The following is an 18,432-nucleotide window of genomic DNA, read 5'->3' on the forward strand; positions in this document are numbered from 1 at the left end:
CACGGTCAGGGGCGGCCACAGGGTCGTTGGTCCCGGCTCGGCGGGTACGGCGGACCCTGCCGGCCCGCACGACACGGCGGTTGCATGGCGTCATGCCGGTCCGAGCGGCCGAGTACGACCCGCGCGTGCGAGCCCCTCCAGGAGGAGAACCGATGGACAGTCCCGCCTATCCCGTCCGTGTGGATGCGACCCTGCAGGCACAGCTCAGTCGTTGGCTCTGGCTGGTGAAGTGGATCCTGGTCCTCCCTCACTACGTCGTGCTGGCGTTCCTGTGGCTCGCCTTTCTCGTCCTGACGGTGGTGGCCTTGGTCGCCATCGTGGTGACCGGGCGCTACCCGCGCCCGATCTTCGACTTCAACGTGGGGGTGTTGCGCTGGACCTGGCGTGTTGCCTACTTCTCCTACGGCGCCCTGGGCACCGATCAGTACCCGCCGTTCAGCCTGGCCGAGCGGGCCGACTACCCGGCGCGCCTCGAGGTCGTCCACCCGGAGCACCTCTCCCGTGGTCTGGCTCTGGTCAAGTGGTGGCTGCTGGCAATCCCGCACTACCTAGTGCTGGGCCTCCTCATCGGTGGTGGTGGGTACGCCGCCTCCGGCGCTGAGGACAGGGCCGGCGGTTGGGGACTGGTCCCGCTGCTGGTGCTCGTCGCAGGCGTCGTGCTCCTGGTCACCGGGCGCTACCCCCGAGGCATCTTCGACCTCGTGATCGGCCTGAACCGGTGGGCGCTGAGGGTTGCGGCGTACGCGACCCTGATGACTGACCGCTACCCGCCCTTCCGCCTGGACCAAGGTGGTGACGACCCAGCCGGCCGCGGTGGGCACGGTGGCGCGGACCTTCCCGACGACTCCAACGCGGCCGGCGAGGACACGGTTGCTCCGCCGAAGGTGCCCAGTCGCCAGGCTTGGGGAGTCGGACGCATCGTGGCCGTGATCGTGGCCAGCGTGGCGCTCATCGGCGCCCTCGGACTGTTGAGTGGCGGGGTCACCCTGAAGGTCTTCGACGAAGTTGCCCGCGACGGTGACGGCTACATCACCAGTTCGGCAGTGGACTTGCGGACGCAGGGGCATGCACTGGTCTCCGAGGAGGCCGAGATCCGAAACGACACCACCATCGTGGACCTTCCGAAGAAGGTCATTGGAACGGTCAGGATCGAGGCCCGGGCGCCAGACGGAGAAGTCTTCATCGGCATCGCCCAGCGCGACGACGTGGCGGGCTACCTCTCCGGGGTCGCGCACTCCGTGGTCCGGGACCCGCTCGACGAATACGGCGACCCGGACTACCGGTTCACGGCCGGTGGTGCACCGGGGATCCCACCGGGGGACAGCCAGATCTGGGCGGCCTCGGCGGTGGGGTCAGGCACACAGCGGATCACGTTCACGCCACGAGAAGGTTCGTGGTCGGTGGTCGTGATGAACGCGGACGGAACCGCCCCCCTGCAGGCCTCGGTCCGGGTGGGCGCAACGCTGCCGGTGCTGGACAAGCTCGCATCCGGACTTCTGTGGGCAGGCCTGGCGTTCTTGTGCGGCGGAGGTGTCGGCCTGTGGCTGGCGGCTCGGAGGCGGTGACTCCCGAGGAGGTTTTCGACGGTGACCCTGTCGCGCTCGCCATCCACGACGAGATCCGGCGGACGCTACTTCTCCTGGACGGAGTCAGGGGGCGGGTCAGCAGGTCACAAGTCGGGTTCCGTCGGGACCGGGCGTTCGCCATGTTGTGGTGTCCGGGCCGATACGTCGCTTCCGACGTGCTGTCCGTGGCGCTGCCCCGGGCACTGCAATCAGCACGAGTGAAACAGGTGGTGCACCCCTCAGCCGGGACGTGGATGAACCATCTCGAGCTACGCGACGTGGCTGACGTCGATGACGAGGTCCGTGGCTGGCTCGTCGAAGCCTGGGCAGCCGCCACGGTCACCGGTCATTCCAAAGTGGAGCGACCTGCCTCCAGCCGGGCGACCGGGACCCGGAAGGGCGAACACGACACGTAGTCGAGGCCGGCGTCGTCGAAGAAGTGGATCGAATCGGGGTCGCCTCCGTGCTCGCCGCACACGCCGAGGTGCAGATCGGGGTTGGCTTCGCGGCCCCGCTCGGCGGCGAGGCGCACCAAGGCACCCACCCCCTCGGTGTCCAGCGACTCGAACGGTGACACCTGGAAGACGCCCTGCTCCAGATAGGTGGAGAAGAACGAAGCCTCGACGTCGTCGCGTGAGAAGCCCCAGGTCATCTGGGTGAGGTCGTTGGTGCCAAAGGAGAAGAAGTCGGCGGAGCGGCCGATCGCGTCGGCGGTCAGGGCCGCGCGGGGCAGCTCGATCATGGTGCCGACGTGGAAGGGCACCTCCACCCCTGTCTCTGATCGGACGTCCGCGGCGACCTCGAGGATGCGCCCCTTGACGAGATCCAGCTCGCGGACCGAGCCGACCAGCGGGATCATGATCTCCGGGTGCGGGTCACCACCGGCCTGGATCCGCTCCGCCGCGGCCTCGAGGATCGCTCGGGCCTGCATGGTGAAGAGGCCGGGGATGACGATGCCCAGACGGACACCGCGCAGTCCGAGCATCGGATTCTGCTCGTGCAGGCGCTGGACGGCCTCGAGCAGCTTGCGCTGGCGCTTGTTGCGATGTCCGTGGGCATCCGCAAGGGCCAGGTTCACCGACAGCTCGGTGATGTCGGGCAGGAACTCGTGGAGCGGTGGGTCGATCAACCGGATGGTGACCGGCAGTCCGTCCATCGCCTCGAGGATCGCCATGAAGTCGGCCTTCTGCAGTGGGAGCAGTTCCGCCAGGGCCTTGTCCCGGCCTTCCTGGGCTTCAGCGACGATCAGGTGCTCGACGAGTTCGCGGCGCTCGCCGAGGAACATGTGCTCGGTGCGACAGAGACCGATGCCCTGGGCTCCGAACCTGCGCGCGCGGGCCGCGTCATCCGCGGTGTCGGCATTGGCCCTGACCAGCAGTCGACGCGTGTTGTCCGCGTGCTCCATGAGTCGTGCAACCGCGTGCACGAGTGGGTCGTCGACGTCGTCGCCCTCGAACCAGCGCACGACCGCGGAGTCGGTCACCGGAACGCCCCCGGCGAAGACCTCACCCGTGGTGCCGTCGATCGAGATCACGTCACCCTCACGGATCGTCGGGCCGCCACGCACCGTGAACTGCGCGTTCCTCGTGTCGACGTCGAGGGCCGCGGCCCCACAGACACACGTGCGCCCCATACCGCGTGCCACCACGGCTGCGTGCGAGGTCTTCCCGCCTCTGCTGGTCAGGATCCCCTTCGCGACGACCATGCCGTGCAGGTCGTCGGGGCTCGTCTCCTTGCGGACCAGGATGACGTCCTCCCCGCGCTCAACCCACTCCACGGCGGTGGCCCAGTCGAACACAGCCTTGCCGACCGCTGCCCCGGGTGAGGCGTTCATTCCCTTCGCCAGCAGTGTGCGAGGAACGGAGTGGTCGAACCGGGGAAACATCAGTTGGGCCAACTGTGCGCCGGTCACCCGCCTGAGCGCCTCGTCGAGATCGATCATGCCCTCGTCGACCATGTTCTCGGCGATCCGGAACGCCGCCTCGGGCGTGCGCTTGCCGACGCGGGTCTGGAGCATCCAGAGCCTTCCGTGCTCGACGGTGAACTCGATGTCGCACATGTCCCGGAAGTGCTTCTCGAGCTTCTCCATGATCGCCAGCAGCTCGTCGTGGGAGGTGCGGTCGAGGGCTGCCATGTCGGTCAGCGACACGGTGTTGCGAATGCCGGCGACCACGTCCTCGCCTTGTGCGTTCTGGAGGTAGTCGCCGTAGACACCCCGTTTGCCGGTGGCCGGGTCACGGGTGAAGGCGACGCCTGAGCCGGAGTCAGTGCCGAGGTTGCCGAACACCATCGCCTGCACGTTGACGGCGGTGCCGAGGTCTTCGGGGATGTGTTCCTGGCGGCGGTAGAGCACTGCGCGGTCGGTGTTCCAGGAGTCGAAGACGGCGTGGATGGCGAGGTCGAGCTGCTCACGCGGATCCTGGGGGAACGGGTCACCGTCGTGCTCCTCGATGAGGCCCTTGTACGTCGCGACGAGGGCACGCAGATCTTCCGTACCGAGGTCGACATCCAGTTCAGAGCCCCTGGTCTGCTTCGCCGCATCCAGTGCCCGGGAGAAGACACCGTCCTCGATGCCCAGCACGGTGGAGCCGAACATCTGGAGGAGACGACGGTAGGAGTCGTACGCGAACCGTTCGTCGTCGCTCTGCCCGGCCAGGCCCTCGACCGAATGGTCGTTGAGGCCGACGTTGAGCACGGTCTCCATCATTCCGGGCATCGAGAATCTGGCGCCACTGCGCACGCTGACCAGCAGCGGGTCGGTGGGGTCGCCTAGTCGACGGCCCGTGGCCCTCTCGAGTGTGACCAGATGTTGGCTCACCTGGGCGGCGAGCGCCTCGGGGTCGCTGCCCTCCTGCAGGTGGGCGCGGCAGGCCTCGGTGGTGATGGTGAAACCTGGCGGCACGGGAAGCCCGAGCGTGGTCATCTCGGCGAGGTTGGCGCCCTTTCCACCCAGGAGGTCCTTCAGGTCCATGCTGCCGTCGGCGAAGTCGTACACGTAGGTACTCATGGATCGATCATGTCGACGTGGCACGGGGGGAGTCAGGGGAGAAAGTCACGAATCAGTCCAGGTTCATGGCTTCCCTTCGATCTGGTGGAGGATCCGGCGAATCCAGGACGTGCGCGCCCTGGTGTCGTCGGGATGTCCCCGGCACCACTGGTCGTCGGGGACGCCGGCCTTCACCTGGGCGATGTGGGAGCCGCAGCCGGACCAGGTGGTCTTGGCGCAGGTGCGGCATCGAACTGCTCGGCACATGAGATCTCCTCTCAGGCTGGTGTGGCGCCTGACTCGACATCGGCGGCGAAGCCGCAGAACGCGTCGTAGGCACGGGGGCCGTGGATGGTGGCGGGTCCTCCCTTCATCAGGAAGGTCACGCCGATTGCTTCGGCGGCCTCCTGGCGGGTGGCTCCGGCACGTGCCGCGGCTTGGGCATGGGATGCGATGCAGCCGTCGCAGCCCTCGACGACGCCGATCGCCAGGGCGATCAGCTCCTTGGTCTTCATGTCGAGCGCTCCTGCGGTGAAGGCTGCCTTGTGAAGTTCGCCAAAGCCCTTGTAGACCTCGGGGATCGCGCGTCGGAGGTGGCGGTGCAGGGGCGCGAGTTCGGTGAGGACGTCCTTGCCGTGCTCGATGTGGGTCGTGGAGCTCATGGTTGTTCCTTTCGCTGGACGAGTGGTCACGAGGCGGGCGGGCACTGTGTCAGTCATCGATCTCCTGTTCGGGGCGGACATGTATACCCTAGGGGGTATAGACTGCATTGTTCAAACACCCCAGGGGGTATGCTCATTCCTGAGCACACCATGCACTCAGGAGGCAGCCCGATGAGCAGTTACACGATGGCCACGACCGTGGATCGGAGCTTCCCCGAGACCGTCGAACTGGTCCGGGCCGCACTCGTCGAGCAAGGGTTCGGGATCATCACCGAGATCGACATGAGCGCCACGTTGAAGGCCAAGCTCGATGTCGACATGCCGCCGCAGGTCATCCTCGGGGCTTGTCGCCCGGCACTGGCCCACCAGGCACTGCTCGCCGACCCGTCGATTGCGGCTCTGCTTCCTTGCAATGTGGTCGTCCGCAGCATCAAGGGTGACCAAACTACGGTCGAGGCGTTCGACCCCGCCTTCATGGCCGCGATGGTCGACAGTGATGCGGTCCGGACCGTGGCATCTGATGCCCGAGAGCGCTTGTCCAACATGCTCGAGACAATCGCGAGGGAGAACTGAGAATGCAGCTCGACACTGAGGCGATGAAGCCGGTGGTGAACCGGATCAAACGTGCCCAAGGTCAGTTGGCCGGGGTCGTGCGGATGCTCGAGGAGGGCCGCGACTGCGAAGACGTGGTCACCCAGCTCGCAGCGGTCTCCAAGGCCCTTGACCGTGCCGGATTCGCGATCGTCGCCACCGGACTCCAGCAATGCATCACCGAGGGTGGTACTGACAGCCTCGACATCAAGAAGATGGAGAAACTGTTCCTCAGTCTCGCGTGAGGCGTTCCTCGAACCTTCCGCGCTCAGTCGGCACCGCACACCGCCGGTTGGTCCTGCTTGCGCTAGGCACGCCGAAGCCACCCGGACCTCGAGAAGTCCGGGTGGCTCTGGCGGCGTTCTACCGGAGGACCGGGTTGTCCCGGACCACGCGGTTCCTCGCCCAGACCTTGCCGAAGCCCCACGTGTCGCCGGCACTGAGTGCCGCGAGAACCACCAGGGTGACGGCGCCGAGGAGGTGGTCGTCGATCACCGGGTTGTTCTCCGGGGGCAGGACGACGGACCACATCAGCACGTAGAGCAGGGCGCCAGCGGCCGCGGCGAGCCGCATGCCGATGCCGAAGGTCAGCGCCGCGCCGATGCCGAGCAGGCCGAGCATGAACAGCCAGTCCGCCCAGGCGGCTCCGGCAATGTCGTTGTAGAAGCTCTGGAACGGGCCGTCGGCTCCGAACTTCAGGAAGCCTTCGGTGGGGCTGCCGCCGTTGATCCAGGCGGCGTCACCGTAGCGGTCCAAGTTGCCGGCCTGGTCGTAGCCGGTGTGAAAGCCCAGTGCCAGCAGCTTGTCGAAGAACGCCCACAGGAACGTGATGCCGAAGCCGATCCGGAGCACGGCCAGCGTCCGTCCTGCGAACGTGTTCGTCCCGGTTTCTTCGGCCATGTGGACCGAGTCCGTCATTTCGTGACGGTGGCGATGCAACGTGATCATGGCTGACCTCCTGTTTCTCTGTGATGGATGGCTCTTGTGATGCCCTCAGCCTTGCCAGTCGAGCGACTGGCCTGAAGTGCCGTCCGTCATCGGAAGCGCGGGTAGTTGGTCCCGGGTGCCTGGGCACGTTCGGCCCTGTGTGGGGTGAGCCGGATCGCCGTACGTTCGACGAACGTGGCCCGATCGGGCCGGAACGGCACCGCTGGCGCGGGCCATGAGGAGGATCCGTGCGACTCGACCCGACCACGACCGACGCGGCCGGTGCGGCCATCGACCTGGCGGACCCGGCCCCAGCGGATGTCCTGCTGCAGGACGGCTCCATAGCCATCATTCGCCCCATGGCACCGCAGGACCTGCCAGCCCTCGAGGCGCTCCACGACGGGATCTGCGAGGACAACCTGCGGCTGCGATTCTTCAGCTGCAACCGTGCCGCGGCCCGGGCGTACGTCGAGCACCTGGGCGTGAGCCCCGACACCCTGGTCCTGGTCGTGGAGCGTGCGGGTGCCCTGGTCGCGGTCGGCACGGCGGAACCCGTGGGTCCCGACGTTGCTGAAGTTGCGTTCCTGGTCGACGACTCACAACACGGACTGGGACTGGGCAGCCTCCTGCTCGAGCACCTCGCCGCGGCCGGCCGGGCGCGCGGCGTACGCCGCTTCGTCGCCGAGATTCTCGCCGAGAACCGCGGGATGTTGCGTGTGTTCACCGACGCCGGGTTCGCCGTATCCCGACGTGCCGAGCAAGGCGACGTCCACCTCGAGATGGACACGGTCAGCTCCGCGGCCGCGCTCCTCGCCGCCGACGAACGAGAGTGCCAGTCGGAGGCCAGGTCGCTCCGACCGCTCCTTTATCCGCGAAGCGTCGCTGTCACGGGCGTCCGCCGGGACGGCACCGGCATCGGTGCGACCATCCTGCGTTCAGTCGTGACGGGTGGCTTCACCGGCGAGGTGTACGCCGTGCACCCGGAAGCGGACCGACTCGGCGGGGTGGCGGCGTACCCCGGACTCGTCGAGATCCCCGGTCGGGTCGACCTGGTCGTCGTGGCGGTTCCGGCGAGGCGCGTGCTGGCCGCCCTTGAAGACGCTGCCGACGCGGGTGTGCGGGCCGCGGTGGTCGTTTCATCGGGCTTCGAGGAGCTGGGTGCCGAGGGCGCGCGGATGCAGCACGAGATGCTGGCGCTGGCCCGGCGGCGGAACATCAGGATCGTCGGGCCGAACTGCCTGGGCCTGATGAGCAACGGCGCCGGCACTTCACTCAATGCGACGTTCAGTGGCACGGTCCCTCCGGTCGGCGGCTTGGCCATCGCCTCGCAGTCGGGTGGTGTGGGCATCGTCCTCAGCGACCTGGCCCGGGAGCTCGGCCTGGGTGTGGGCTCCTTCGTGTCCTTGGGCAACAAGGCGGACGTGTCGAGCAACGACCTGCTCGCCGCGTGGCGGGACGACCCGCGCGTGACCGCCGCAGCGCTCTACCTCGAGTCGTTCGGCAACGCCCCGAAGTTCGCCCGGTTCGCCCGGCGCTTCGCGGAGCGCAAACCCCTGCTCGCAGTGGTCGGCGGCCGGTCGACCGGCGGCCGGCGAGCCGGTGCCTCCCACACGGCCGCCGCGGCCTCCTCGTCCGTCGGGGTCGACACGCTCTTCGCCCAGGCGGGCGTGATCGCGTGCAGTGGCGCCGAGGACATGGCGGAGGCCGCGTTGTTGCTCAGCGAGCAGCCGCTTCCTTCCGGCAACCGGATCGCCGTCCTCAGCAACGCCGGTGGGATGGGGGTGCTCGCCGCCGACAGCGCCGACACCTGCGGACTGCGGGTGCCCGAGCTCTCCGCGTCCCTGCAGGCCCGGATCGCGGAACACGTCGCAGGCACGACCGGCACGGGCAACCCGATCGATGCCGGGGCAGGAGCCGACGCGCGTGCGCTCGCCGACATCTGCTCACTGCTCGTCACCTCCGAAGAGGTGGATGCGGTGGTGGTGGTCGTCGTCGCCACCGGCGTGAGCGACTCGGCCGCCTCGTTGCAGCGCCTCGCCGATGTCACGCATCCCGGCAAACCCCTGGTGGTGGTGCCGATGGGCGGGCTGACCGTCGCCCCCGGTGAGCTGTCGGGCGTCACCACCTTCCGCAGCGTTCCGGCGTCGGTCCGCGCGCTCGGCCGGGCCGCGCGCTATGCAGCCTGGCGCAAGCAGCCGGCACAGCAGCCGCTCCCGGTCGATCGAGACCGTGCGCAGCGTGCGCGTCACGTCGCCGAGGAGCTGCTCGGCCGCGTCGACGCGGAGGGAGGCTGGCTCGACACCGGTGACCTGGTGAGCCTGCTCGACGACTACGGACTTGCCCCGGTCGGCACAGTCGTGACCGACCCCGACGCGGCAGCTGGTGTTGCGGCAGCGATCGGGTTCCCGGTGGCGCTCAAGGTGGCCGACCGGACCGTTGTGCACAAGACCGACCGTGGCCTCGTCCGCGTCGGGCTGCTCACGACCGCGGCGGTCGCGGACGTCGTGCGGGAGTTCGAGAGCGAGCTCGGCCGTCAGAGTGTCCCGGTTCTCGTGCAACCCGTGGCGAGCGGCGTCGAGATCGCCCTGGGGGTGGTCCGCGATCCCGGATTCGGTCCCCTGGTGATGGTCGGTGCCGGGGGAGTGGCCACCGACCTGTGGGACGACCGCGTCTTCCTGCTCCCGCCGGTCACCGCCGGTGACGCGGCCCGCGCCCTCCGCTCCTTGCGGATCTGGCCGATGCTGGACGGCTACCGGGGCACGGCACGCTCCGACGTCGCCAGCTTGGAGGAGATCCTGGTGCAGCTCGGGCAACTGGCCGAGGACGTGCCGCAGGTGGCCGAGCTGGACCTCAACCCGGTGCTCGCCGGCCCGCACGGGTGCGTGCTGGTCGACGTGAAGGTCCGTCTTCAGACCCCGCTGGCCCTCGACGCCGGTGTGCTGCGTCGGCTGCGGAGGAGCGTCTGACAGACGGGACGAAAGTCCCGTGAGGACGGGGACTGTCGCCACCTGCCCGGCCTCACGCTCCCGCCGTACAGTGAGGACGTGAGCCATGACAGCACTGCCCCGACGCCCGAACCGATCAAGGTCTACCTGCTCGACGACCACGAGATCGTCCGGCGCGGGATCCGGGAGCTGCTGGAGGCCGAGGGCGACATCGTCGTCGTCGGCGAGTCGGGCCTGGCCCAGGAGGCCTCGCGGCGGATTCCCGCGCTGCGGCCCGACGTGGCCATCCTCGACGGGCGGCTGCCGGACGGCTCCGGCATCGACGTCTGTCGCGAGATCCGATCACGCGACGCGAGCATCGCCGCGCTGATCCTCACCTCGTACGACGACGATGACGCCTTGTTCTCCGCGATCATGGCCGGTGCCGCCGGCTATGTCCTCAAGCAGGTGCACGGCAACGACCTCGTCGACACCGTCCGCCGCGTGGCAGCAGGCCAGTCGATGCTCGACCCGGGCGTGACCGCCCAGGTGCTGGAGCGCCTCCGGAACGGCCCCAAGAAGGACCCTTCGCTGGACCAGCTGACCCAGCAGGAGCAGAAGATCCTCGAGCTGATCGGCGAGGGCATGACCAACAGGCAGATCGCCGGCGCCATGTTCCTGGCCGAGAAGACGGTCAAGAACTACGTGTCGTCGCTGCTGGCGAAGTTGTCCCTCCAGAGCCGCACGCAGGCCGCCATCTTCGCAACCAAGCACCTGAAACGCTGAAGCCGGCCGGCCGCGCTGTTACGGTCGGAGTGGAGGGAGTCCCTTTGCGGAGAGACGATGAACATCAGGCCGCCTGATCCTGGCCGGCCGAACGACGAGCCGGCGCGGTCGCAGCTCGCCAGGACCAGTTTCGACGACCTCCTGCGCGAGGTGGTCGACCGGACGCACCGCGCCCTCGACGAGCAGTCGCGGTGGAAGCTGCTCCTCGACGCCGTCGTCACCATGGGCGCCGATCTCGACCTCGACGCCCTGCTCAGCCGGATCGTGGAGGTCGCCAGCGACCTGGCGCGGGCTCACTACGCGGCCCTGGGCGTGCTCGACACCGGGCCCGAGCGCAGGCTGCGCACCTTCATCACCCACGGCCTCACGCCGGGCCAGAAGGCGAAGATCGGAGACCTCCCCACAGGTCACGGAATCCTCGGGTTGATCATCGACCGGCCGGAACCGCTCCGTCTGCACGACCTCGCCGAGCACCCGGAGTCCTACGGCTTCCCGGCCGACCACCCGCCGATGAAGTCGTTCCTCGGAGTGCCGGTGCGCACCCGCGAGAAGGTGTTCGGCAACCTCTACCTCACCGAGAAGGAGGGTGGCGGCGACTTCACCGAGGAGGACGAGGGGATCGTCGTGGCCCTTGCCGCCGCCGCAGGGGTGGCGATCGAGAACGCCCGCCTGTCCGAGGAGGCCGCACGCCGCGAACGCTGGCTGGGTGCGACGGTCGACATCGCCTCCAGCCTCTCCGACGCCGGGTCCGATGCCCTGCAGACCGTGGCCGACCGGGCCCGCGAGGTGGCCGACGCCGACATCGCCTGGGTCGTGGTCGCCGATGCCGCCGAAACCCTCGCCCTGCGCGTCGTCTCCGGTGTGTCCCACGACGCGCACGCGGCCGAGGGCGTCTCGTTCGAGCACTCGCTGGCGAGTGCGGTGCTTCGCAGCGGCACCCCCATCGCAGTCGAGGACTTCGTCGCCGACGAGCGTGCTCTCGACCTGGGAGCAGCGCTCGGCTGGCCGCGGTTGGGGCCGGTCGTCATCGTGCCGATGAGCAACTCGCACGGAGTCAGTGGTGCGCTGGCCCTCGGCTGGGTGCCCGCCAACGCGCAGCGATTCCATGAGCTCGACACGTCGCTGCCGGCCAGCTTCGCCGAGCAGGCAGCCCTCGCCATCGAGATCACCCGGGCCCGGGAGGACCAGCACCGACTGACCCTGTTCGAGGACCGCGACCGGATCGCTCGCGACCTCCATGACCTGGTCATCCAGCGGCTGTTCGCGGTGGGGCTGGGCCTGCAGAGCCTGAGCCGGCTGGCCGACCGTCCGGAGATCGCCACCCGCCTCGCCACCGCGGTCGACGACCTCGACGCGACCATCAAGGACATCCGGCGCACGATCTTCGCCCTGGGGTCCATGGACGACTCCGCCGACGTCCAGGCAGAGGTCCAGCGCATCGTCGACCGGTCCGCCGAGACCCTCGGGTTCCGGCCGAGCCTGCAGTTCGAGGGGCCGGTGCGCACCAAGATCGGGCCCACGGTCGTGCCGGACCTCCTGGCCGTCCTGGGGGAGGCGTTGTCGAACGCAGCCCGGCACGCCGAGGCGAGCGCCGTCGACGTACAGCTCACGGCCGGTGACGAGATCCGGCTGCGGGTGAGTGACGACGGCCGTGGCCTGCCCGCGGGCGCGACCGAGAGCGGGCTGCTGAACATGAAGCAGCGCGCGGCGCGGCTCGGTGGCACGTGCGCGATCACGTCCAGGGCCGGCGAAGGCACCTGCGTGGAGTGGTCGGTGCCCTCGGGCTGAGAACGCTTCAGTGCACCGAGCCGGCCGCGATCCGGCTCCGGGTCTCGACGGCGAGCTGACGTCCCCAGCTGGTCGCCTCCTTGAGCTGTCCCTCGCTCAGCGGCCCCGGCACGTCCTCCACGAGGAAGCCGTGCGGGGGCACCACGAGGTGATAGCCCTTCCGATGCAGCAGCCGTGCCGCCGTACGCGCGGCGGAGACGGGCAGGTGCCGGACCTTGCGCACCCGCGTGTCGAAGACGGCGGCCATCCCGTGACCGGTGCCCGGCGACGGGGCGCCCTCGATCCACTCGCGCAGGCCGAGCGCAGCGGTCTCCGGTGGTGCGCCCTGCCTGACCGCGTCCTGCCGGGTCGCGGGCCGGCTGAGTGAGAACGCGTGGGTGGGCGCGCCGACCACCAGCAGGTCGAGGTCGTCGGCGGGTACGGCGAACCGGACGTCGACGACCGTGGTCTCGAAGCCTTCCAGCCGGAGCCCCTCGGCGACGGCCAGGGCGATCCATGCCGTGTTGCCGAACAGGGACTCATGGACCACCCGGGCCCGCAGGCACTTCTCCGTGCTCATCGTGACGCTCCTCTGTCCCGAACCTCTGATGTGGGCCACGTCAGGCCCCTTGTCCCTCAAGCGTGCTGGCTCGCCGGCGCGGACGCAGGTGCCGTGGTGCCCCAGGGGAGGGGCACTTGGTCCGGTGCCGCTGTGCGTGACAGTCCGCCGCCCTCGTAGAGCCCGTCGGGAGTCACGAGGGTTCCGGCCTCGCCGCGAAGGATGGCAGCAGCGTCTTCGAGGGTGCCGATGGCGGCGACGCCCCCGGTGAGCTCGACGAATCGACACGCGGCCTCCACCTTGGGCCCCATCGATCCCGCCGGGAAGGTGATCGCACGCAGGCTGCTCGGGGTAGCCCGGAGCACGGGCCGCTGGTCGGGGGTGCCGAAGCCGCGGAACACGTGCGGCACGTCCGTGAGCACGAGGAGCACGTCGGCATCCAGCGCTTCGGCGAGCACGGCACTGGTGAGGTCCTTGTCCACCACGGCCTCGACACCCTGTAGGTGTCCCTGGGGGTCGCGGATGACCGGCACGCCACCGCCACCTGCGCAGACCACCACCGCGCCACTCTCGAGGAGCAGCCTGATCAGTCTCGTCTCGACCACACGCTGTGGGCGCGGGGACCCGACCACGCGCCGCCAACCGTCGCCGTCCGGCTTGACCGCCCAGCCTCGTTCGGCCGCAAGACGCCGTGCCTCCTCGCCGGTGTACATCTCTCCGACGAACTTGGTGGGGTCGCGGAACGCCGGGTCTGCAGCCTCGACCAGGGTCTGGTTGATGATGGCGGCGACCTGACGACCGGGCAGGTGGTTCTGCATGGCCTGCAGCAGCCAGTAGCCGATCATCCCCTGGGTCTGGGCACCCAGCACGTCGAAGGGATACGGCGTGGTGAGGTGCGGGTCCATCGCGCTCTGCAGCGCCAGCACCCCCACCTGGGGACCGTTGCCGTGTGTGAGGACGAGCTCGTGCTCCGCGGCCAGGGGAGCCAGGGCCTCGGCGGCGCGCTGCACGTTCCGTTCCTGGATGTCGGCATCCGGCTTCTGCCCGCGCCGCAGCAGCGCGTTGCCGCCGAGCGCCACGACGATGCGCACCTCAGCCGCCCAGCGTCGCGACGAGCACTGCCTTGATGGTGTGCAGGCGGTTCTCCGCCTGGTCGAACACGATCGAGTGGGACGACTCGAAGACCTCGTCGGTCACCTCGAGCCCGTCCATGCCAGTGCTGCGGAAGATCTCCTCACCGATTTCGGTGTGCCTGTCGTGGAAGGCAGGCAGGCAGTGCATGAACTTGACCTGCGGGTTGCGGGTGGCCTTCACCACGGCCTGGTTGACCTGGTAGGGGCGCAGCAGCTCGATGCGTTCGGTCCACACCTCCTCGGGTTCACCCATCGAGACCCACACATCGGTGTAGAGGAAGTCGACACCGTCGACGCCGTCCTCGACGTCTTCGGTGTGCAGGATCCGGGCCCCGGTCTCGTCGGCGATCTCTCGGGCCCGGGAGATCACGTCGGGCTGGTTCCACAGCTGCTCGGGCGCGACGATGCGCACGTCCATGCCCATCAGTGCGCCGGCGACCAGCAGAGAGTTGCCCACGTTGTTGTGGGCGTCGCCCAGATAGGCGAACGAGATCTCGGCATCCTGCTTGCCCGAGTGCTCGCGCATCGTGAGCATGTCGCAGAGGGTCTGGGTCGGGTGCCACTCGTCGGTCAGACCGTTCCACACCGGCACGCCGGCGTACGCCGAGAGCGTCTCGACGTCCGACTGTGCCGAGCCGCGGTACTCGATGCCGTCGTACATCCGGCCCAGCACGCGTGCGGTGTCCTTCATCGACTCCTTGTGCCCGATGTGGGAACCGCTCGGCCCCAGATAGGTCACCTGGGCGCCCTGGTCGAAGGCCGCCACCTCGAACGCGCACCGCGTGCGGGTGGAGGCCTTCTCGAAGATCAACGCGATCTCCCTGCCGACCAGTCGGGGTTGTTCGGAGCCGGTGTACTTGGCGATCTTCAGCTCGGCGGCGAGGTCGAGCAGGAACTTCCATTCCTTCGGGGTGAAGTCGAGCTCCTTGACGAAGCTGCGGTTGCGCAGGTTGAAGGCCATGGTTCAGATCCCGTCCCGCTCGATCGGGCAGGTCATGCAACGCGGTCCGCCACGACCACGTCCCAGCTCGTTGCCCTGGATGGTGATGACCTCGATGCCGTTCCTGCGGAGGTGTGTGTTGGTCGTGACGTTGCGTTCGTAGGCGACCACGACGCCCGGTTCGACGGCCAGCACGTTGCAGCCGTCGTCCCACTGCTCGCGCTCGGCGGAGTGCACGTCCTGCGTCGCGGTGAGCACGTTGATCGAGTCGATGACCAGCGCCGCGGCGATCACCGCGTGCATCTGGTCCGGTTCGTGCGCGGTCACCTTCAGCTCCTTCTCGGTGTCACCCGGCTCGATCGTGTACGACGGCAGCATCCCGAGTCCGACGTATTTGGTGAAGGTGTGGTCGTCGACCATGGTCATCACCGTGTCGAGGTGCATGAAGGCGCGCTTCTGTGGCATCGCCAGGGCCACGATCCTGCTGGCGCGCCCGGCGTCGAACAGGCGACGCGCGAGCCGTTCGACACCTTGCGGCGTGGTGCGTTCGCTCATCCCCACCAGCACGGCGCCCCTGCCGAGCACCAGGATGTCGCCGCCCTCCGTGGTGGCCGCGCCGCTCGCCGTACCGTCGGCCCAGACGAGGAAGTCATCGGCCACGAAGATGGGGTGCCAGCGGTAGATGGCCTCGTAGTGGATGGTCTCGCGCATGCGTGCCCGCTTGCGCATCGCGTTGACGGACACCCCGTCGTAGATCCACGCGGAGGTGTCGCGGGTGAACAGGTGGTTCGGCAGCGGAGGGAGCAGGAAGTCGTCTGCTGCCATGGCGCGCACGACGACCGACGACGGTTCGTCCATCCGCTCGAGCAGCTCGGCCTTGGTCATGCCGCCGATCAGGTAGTTCGTCAGCTCACGCGGTTGCATCGAGCTGAAGAGACCATGCAGGGCATCGAGCGCCATCGGGCCGTGGACGCGTTCGTCCAGGGTCGACTCGAGCACGTGCTTGCGTGCCTCGGGGATGGCGAGCGTCTCGGTCAGCAGCTGGTCGAGCAGGTGCACCGTCACCCCGCGGTCACGCAGCGTGTCGGCGAAGGCGTCGTGCTCCTGCTTCGCGTGCTTGACCCACAGCACGTCATCGAAGAGGTAGTCGTCATGGTTGGTCGGGGTCAGCCTCTTCAGCTCGAGGTCCGGGCGGTGCAGGATGGCCTGCCGTAGCCGGCCGACCTCCGAGTCGACGTGCAGGTTCACGGTGTTCCTCTCGTGGTGGTCCTGTCAGCGTGCAGCCGTCCTGGAGGGCGTCGAGAGGGGCAAACGTCCTGTGCTGGTGGGTCGGTGGACCTCGCCCGCACGGTCGACGACCACGACCTGACACTCCGCCTGTTCGGCGACCCGGGTGGTCAGAGGATGTGGTTCGTCGCCCGAAGCCGCCCCGAGCACCACCAGCTCGCATCGTGCGGACGCTTGGACGATCGAGTCCAGGACGCGTCCGTTCTCCAGCCGGGCTGCATGGATCGACCCGCGGGGCACCTGGGCGAGCGCCTTCCGGATGACTTGCCGTTGGGCGTCGCGAGCCTTCCAACGAGGGGCACTGAAGTGTCCGGCGACCTCATGGACGAAGACGGTGTGGCGTGACGGCCAGATCGTGACGACCTCGACGGTGAGTTGGTGAACGGCTGCATGGTGGAGGGCCCAGACCAGGCACTGGACGCTGGCGTCGGATCCGTCGACCGCGACCAGGCAGACGCGGTCTCGAGTCTCGGCGCCCTGGTTCGCGGCGTACGCGCTGGCTCTCCGGATGCGGTGACTACTCATGGCCACAGACTTCGGGGACTGGGTTGCGCAGCACCAGCGACGAACGGCCCCGGGCCGACGGGCACTTGGTCCTCAGGTGCGCGAGGGGCGGGTGGACCCAAGGCGGCCGGGTCGAAGGTCCTCCCAGGGAGGGGCCGATCGCCACGTCTGCCGATGCCCCCTTCCGTGGTTCGGTGAATTTCGGCCGAACTGTGTCGATCCGAAAGAGGGAGCACCATGACCACCACGAGACGGGCCATCCTGCCGAAGTTGACCGCTGGGCACGACGCCGACGACGGAGAGCCGACCACCACTGCGAAGAGGTTCCGCTTCCCGAGCGCCTTCACGGTGCTGTTCGGGGTGACGATCGCGGTGTGGTTGCTGGCCTTCGTCGTTCCGACCGGTGCCTACCAGACCGACGCCGACTCCGGACGGCCGATCCCCGGCAGCTACGAAGCCACCGACAGCGCGTTCTCGTTCGGCGACCGTTTGATGGAGCTGTTCATGGCGCCGATCAACGGCCTGTACGGCGTGATCAACGCCGACGGCTACATCGGGCCCTACGAGTCCGGTGAGCTGTACGGCGCCGCGGGGGTCTTCCTGTTCGTCCTCGCCATCGGGATCTTCATCACGATGGCGATGAAGACCGGGGCCATCGACAACGGCGTGGCTCGGGTCGCCCAACGCATGAGCACCCGTGGAGCCTTGCTGATCGCCGTGCTGATGGTGCTGTTCTCGATCGGCGGCACCACCGAGGGGATGGCCGAGGAGACCCTCGGGTTCTACGCCCTCCTGATTCCGCTGATGCTCGCCCTCGGCTACGACCGGATGGTGGCCGCCGCGACGATCCTGGTGGGTGCCGGCATCGGCGTCCTGGCCTCGACCGTCAACCCGTTCGCCACCGGCGTGGGCTCCGGCGCCGCGGACATCTCGATCGGCGACGGCATCGGCTTCCGCCTGCTGATGTACGTCGTCCTCGTGCCCGTCGGCGTGTGGTGGGTGCTGCGCTACGCCCGCAAGGTCAAGGCCGACCCCACGACGTCCCTCGTCGGCCAGATGGAGGGTGACGCCGAGCTGAAGGCGCACGGGGTGCGCGAGGTGGCTCGTCTCACCGGCCGGGAGAAGAGTGTGCTGGCGATCGTTGCCGCCACTTTCGCGTTCATGATCTATGCGATCGTGCCGTGGGCCCAGGTCATCCAGGGTCCCGACGCCGCGAGCTACGGCTGGCAGCTCGACTGGTACTTCCCCGAGCTGGCTGCCCTGTTCCTGCTGATGGCGCTCGTGGTCGGTCTCGTCGGCGGACTGGGGGAGAAGGGAATCGCGAACTCGGTCGTGAAGGGCGCGGCGGACTTCATCGGGGTCGGGCTGATCATCGTGCTGGCCCGCGGAGTCACCGTGATCATGAACAACTCCGAGATCACCGGGACGATCCTGCACTCGATGGAGAACATCGTCGGCGACACCAACTCCGGCGTCTTCGGCGTGCTGATGTTCCTGATCAACCTTCCCCTCGCGTTCCTCGTGCCGTCGACCTCGGGTCACGGCGCCCTGGCGATGCCGATCCTGGCGCCGCTGGCTGACTTTGCCGGTGTGTCACGCGCCATGGTGGTCACCGCCTTCCAGTCGGCCTCGGGGATCGTCAACCTGATCACCCCGACCTCGGCAGTGGTGATGGGCGGCCTGGCACTCGCCCGGGTCCGCTACGACCAGTACCTGCGCTTCGTCCTCCCGCTGGTCGGCATCCTGCTGGTCCTCTGCGCGGCGTTCATCTGCGTCGGCGCGGCGGTCTCCTAGTCGTGGG

17 protein-coding genes are annotated in these 18,432 nt (G+C 68.5%); 8 read left to right on the forward strand and 9 right to left on the reverse strand.

Going from position 1 to position 18,432, the window contains the following annotated elements:
• Positions 1-152 precede the first annotated feature (152 nt).
• A complete protein-coding gene (locus ASH02_RS04565) occupies positions 153-1,565 on the forward strand; it encodes a DUF4389 domain-containing protein (protein WP_056891105.1) in 1,413 nt (470 codons plus the stop codon).
• Positions 1,562-1,981 carry a DUF5655 domain-containing protein gene (locus ASH02_RS27480; RefSeq protein WP_442938369.1) on the forward strand — a complete coding sequence of 140 codons (420 nt, stop codon included), beginning with the start codon at positions 1,562-1,564 and terminating at the stop codon, positions 1,979-1,981. Before ASH02_RS04565 ends, ASH02_RS27480 begins: the two co-directional genes overlap by 4 nt.
• Here the strand turns inward: ASH02_RS27480 and ppdK are convergent.
• From ppdK to ASH02_RS04585, 3 genes are all read right to left on the reverse strand, one after another.
• On the reverse strand, positions 1,912-4,572 hold the full coding sequence (gene ppdK, locus ASH02_RS04575; RefSeq protein WP_057294357.1) for a pyruvate, phosphate dikinase: 2,661 nt from the start codon (positions 4,570-4,572) through the stop codon (positions 1,912-1,914). The genes ASH02_RS27480 and ppdK overlap by 70 nt on opposite strands.
• Before the next feature lie 63 nt (positions 4,573-4,635).
• Positions 4,636-4,818, reverse strand: a complete 183-nt coding sequence (locus ASH02_RS04580) for a hypothetical protein (RefSeq protein ID WP_057294358.1) — start codon at positions 4,816-4,818, stop codon at positions 4,636-4,638.
• Between the two features lie 11 nt (positions 4,819-4,829).
• The gene (locus tag ASH02_RS04585) at positions 4,830-5,213 is read right to left on the reverse strand and encodes a carboxymuconolactone decarboxylase family protein (RefSeq protein WP_056891107.1); all 384 of its coding nucleotides are present in this window, start codon (positions 5,211-5,213) and stop codon (positions 4,830-4,832) included.
• 186 nt (positions 5,214-5,399) lie between these two features.
• On the opposite strand from ASH02_RS04585, the gene ASH02_RS04590 reads away from it, so the two are divergent.
• Positions 5,400-5,786 (forward strand): DUF302 domain-containing protein, encoded by a 387-nt coding sequence (locus ASH02_RS04590; RefSeq protein WP_235530069.1) that lies wholly within the window; start codon positions 5,400-5,402, stop codon positions 5,784-5,786.
• 2 nt (positions 5,787-5,788) lie between these two features.
• Positions 5,789-6,049: a metal-sensitive transcriptional regulator gene (locus ASH02_RS04595; protein WP_056891109.1), complete on the forward strand. Its 261-nt coding sequence runs from the start codon at positions 5,789-5,791 to the stop codon at positions 6,047-6,049.
• A 118-nt stretch (positions 6,050-6,167) separates the two neighbouring features.
• Here the strand turns inward: ASH02_RS04595 and ASH02_RS04600 are convergent, their stop codons facing one another.
• Positions 6,168-6,722: a hypothetical protein gene (locus tag ASH02_RS04600; RefSeq protein WP_235530070.1), complete on the reverse strand. Its 555-nt coding sequence runs from the start codon at positions 6,720-6,722 to the stop codon at positions 6,168-6,170.
• A gap of 257 nt (positions 6,723-6,979) precedes the next feature.
• Between ASH02_RS04600 and ASH02_RS04605 the strand changes: the two genes are divergently transcribed.
• From ASH02_RS04605 to ASH02_RS04615, 3 genes are all read left to right on the forward strand, one after another.
• On the forward strand, positions 6,980-9,697 hold the full coding sequence (locus ASH02_RS04605) for a bifunctional acetate--CoA ligase family protein/GNAT family N-acetyltransferase (protein WP_057294359.1): 2,718 nt from the start codon (positions 6,980-6,982) through the stop codon (positions 9,695-9,697).
• A gap of 78 nt (positions 9,698-9,775) precedes the next feature.
• On the forward strand, positions 9,776-10,441 hold the full coding sequence (locus ASH02_RS04610; RefSeq protein ID WP_321163504.1) for a response regulator transcription factor: 666 nt from the start codon (positions 9,776-9,778) through the stop codon (positions 10,439-10,441).
• Positions 10,442-10,498: 57 nt separating this feature from the next.
• Positions 10,499-12,229: a sensor histidine kinase gene (locus ASH02_RS04615; protein ID WP_057294360.1), complete on the forward strand. Its 1,731-nt coding sequence runs from the start codon at positions 10,499-10,501 to the stop codon at positions 12,227-12,229.
• A gap of 7 nt (positions 12,230-12,236) precedes the next feature.
• On the opposite strand, the gene ASH02_RS04620 is transcribed toward ASH02_RS04615, so the two are convergent.
• From ASH02_RS04620 to ASH02_RS04640, 5 genes are read right to left on the reverse strand one after another with little or no spacing between them, the layout of a single operon-like run.
• Positions 12,237-12,788 (reverse strand): flavodoxin family protein, encoded by a 552-nt coding sequence (locus ASH02_RS04620; protein ID WP_200950014.1) that lies wholly within the window; start codon positions 12,786-12,788, stop codon positions 12,237-12,239.
• Between the two features lie 56 nt (positions 12,789-12,844).
• The gene (arcC, locus tag ASH02_RS04625) at positions 12,845-13,858 is read right to left on the reverse strand and encodes a carbamate kinase (RefSeq protein ID WP_082563568.1); all 1,014 of its coding nucleotides are present in this window, start codon (positions 13,856-13,858) and stop codon (positions 12,845-12,847) included.
• A 1-nt stretch (position 13,859) separates the two neighbouring features.
• Positions 13,860-14,861, reverse strand: coding sequence for an ornithine carbamoyltransferase (argF, locus tag ASH02_RS04630; protein WP_056678117.1), 1,002 nt, complete (start codon positions 14,859-14,861; stop codon positions 13,860-13,862).
• A gap of 3 nt (positions 14,862-14,864) precedes the next feature.
• Positions 14,865-16,088, reverse strand: a complete 1,224-nt coding sequence (locus ASH02_RS04635; RefSeq protein ID WP_057294361.1) for an arginine deiminase — start codon at positions 16,086-16,088, stop codon at positions 14,865-14,867.
• Positions 16,089-16,112: 24 nt separating this feature from the next.
• Positions 16,113-16,652, reverse strand: a complete 540-nt coding sequence (locus ASH02_RS04640; protein WP_057294362.1) for a universal stress protein — start codon at positions 16,650-16,652, stop codon at positions 16,113-16,115.
• Between the two features lie 216 nt (positions 16,653-16,868).
• Here ASH02_RS04640 and ASH02_RS04645 point away from each other — a divergent pair, with 216 nt between their 5' ends.
• The gene (locus ASH02_RS04645; protein ID WP_082620798.1) at positions 16,869-18,425 is read left to right on the forward strand and encodes a YfcC family protein; all 1,557 of its coding nucleotides are present in this window, start codon (positions 16,869-16,871) and stop codon (positions 18,423-18,425) included.
• Positions 18,426-18,432 lie beyond the last annotated feature (7 nt).

Origin of the sequence: Nocardioides sp. Soil796, assembly GCF_001429525.1 — a bacterium.
In the GTDB taxonomy this organism is placed as follows: Bacteria; Actinomycetota; Actinomycetes; order Propionibacteriales; family Nocardioidaceae; genus Nocardioides.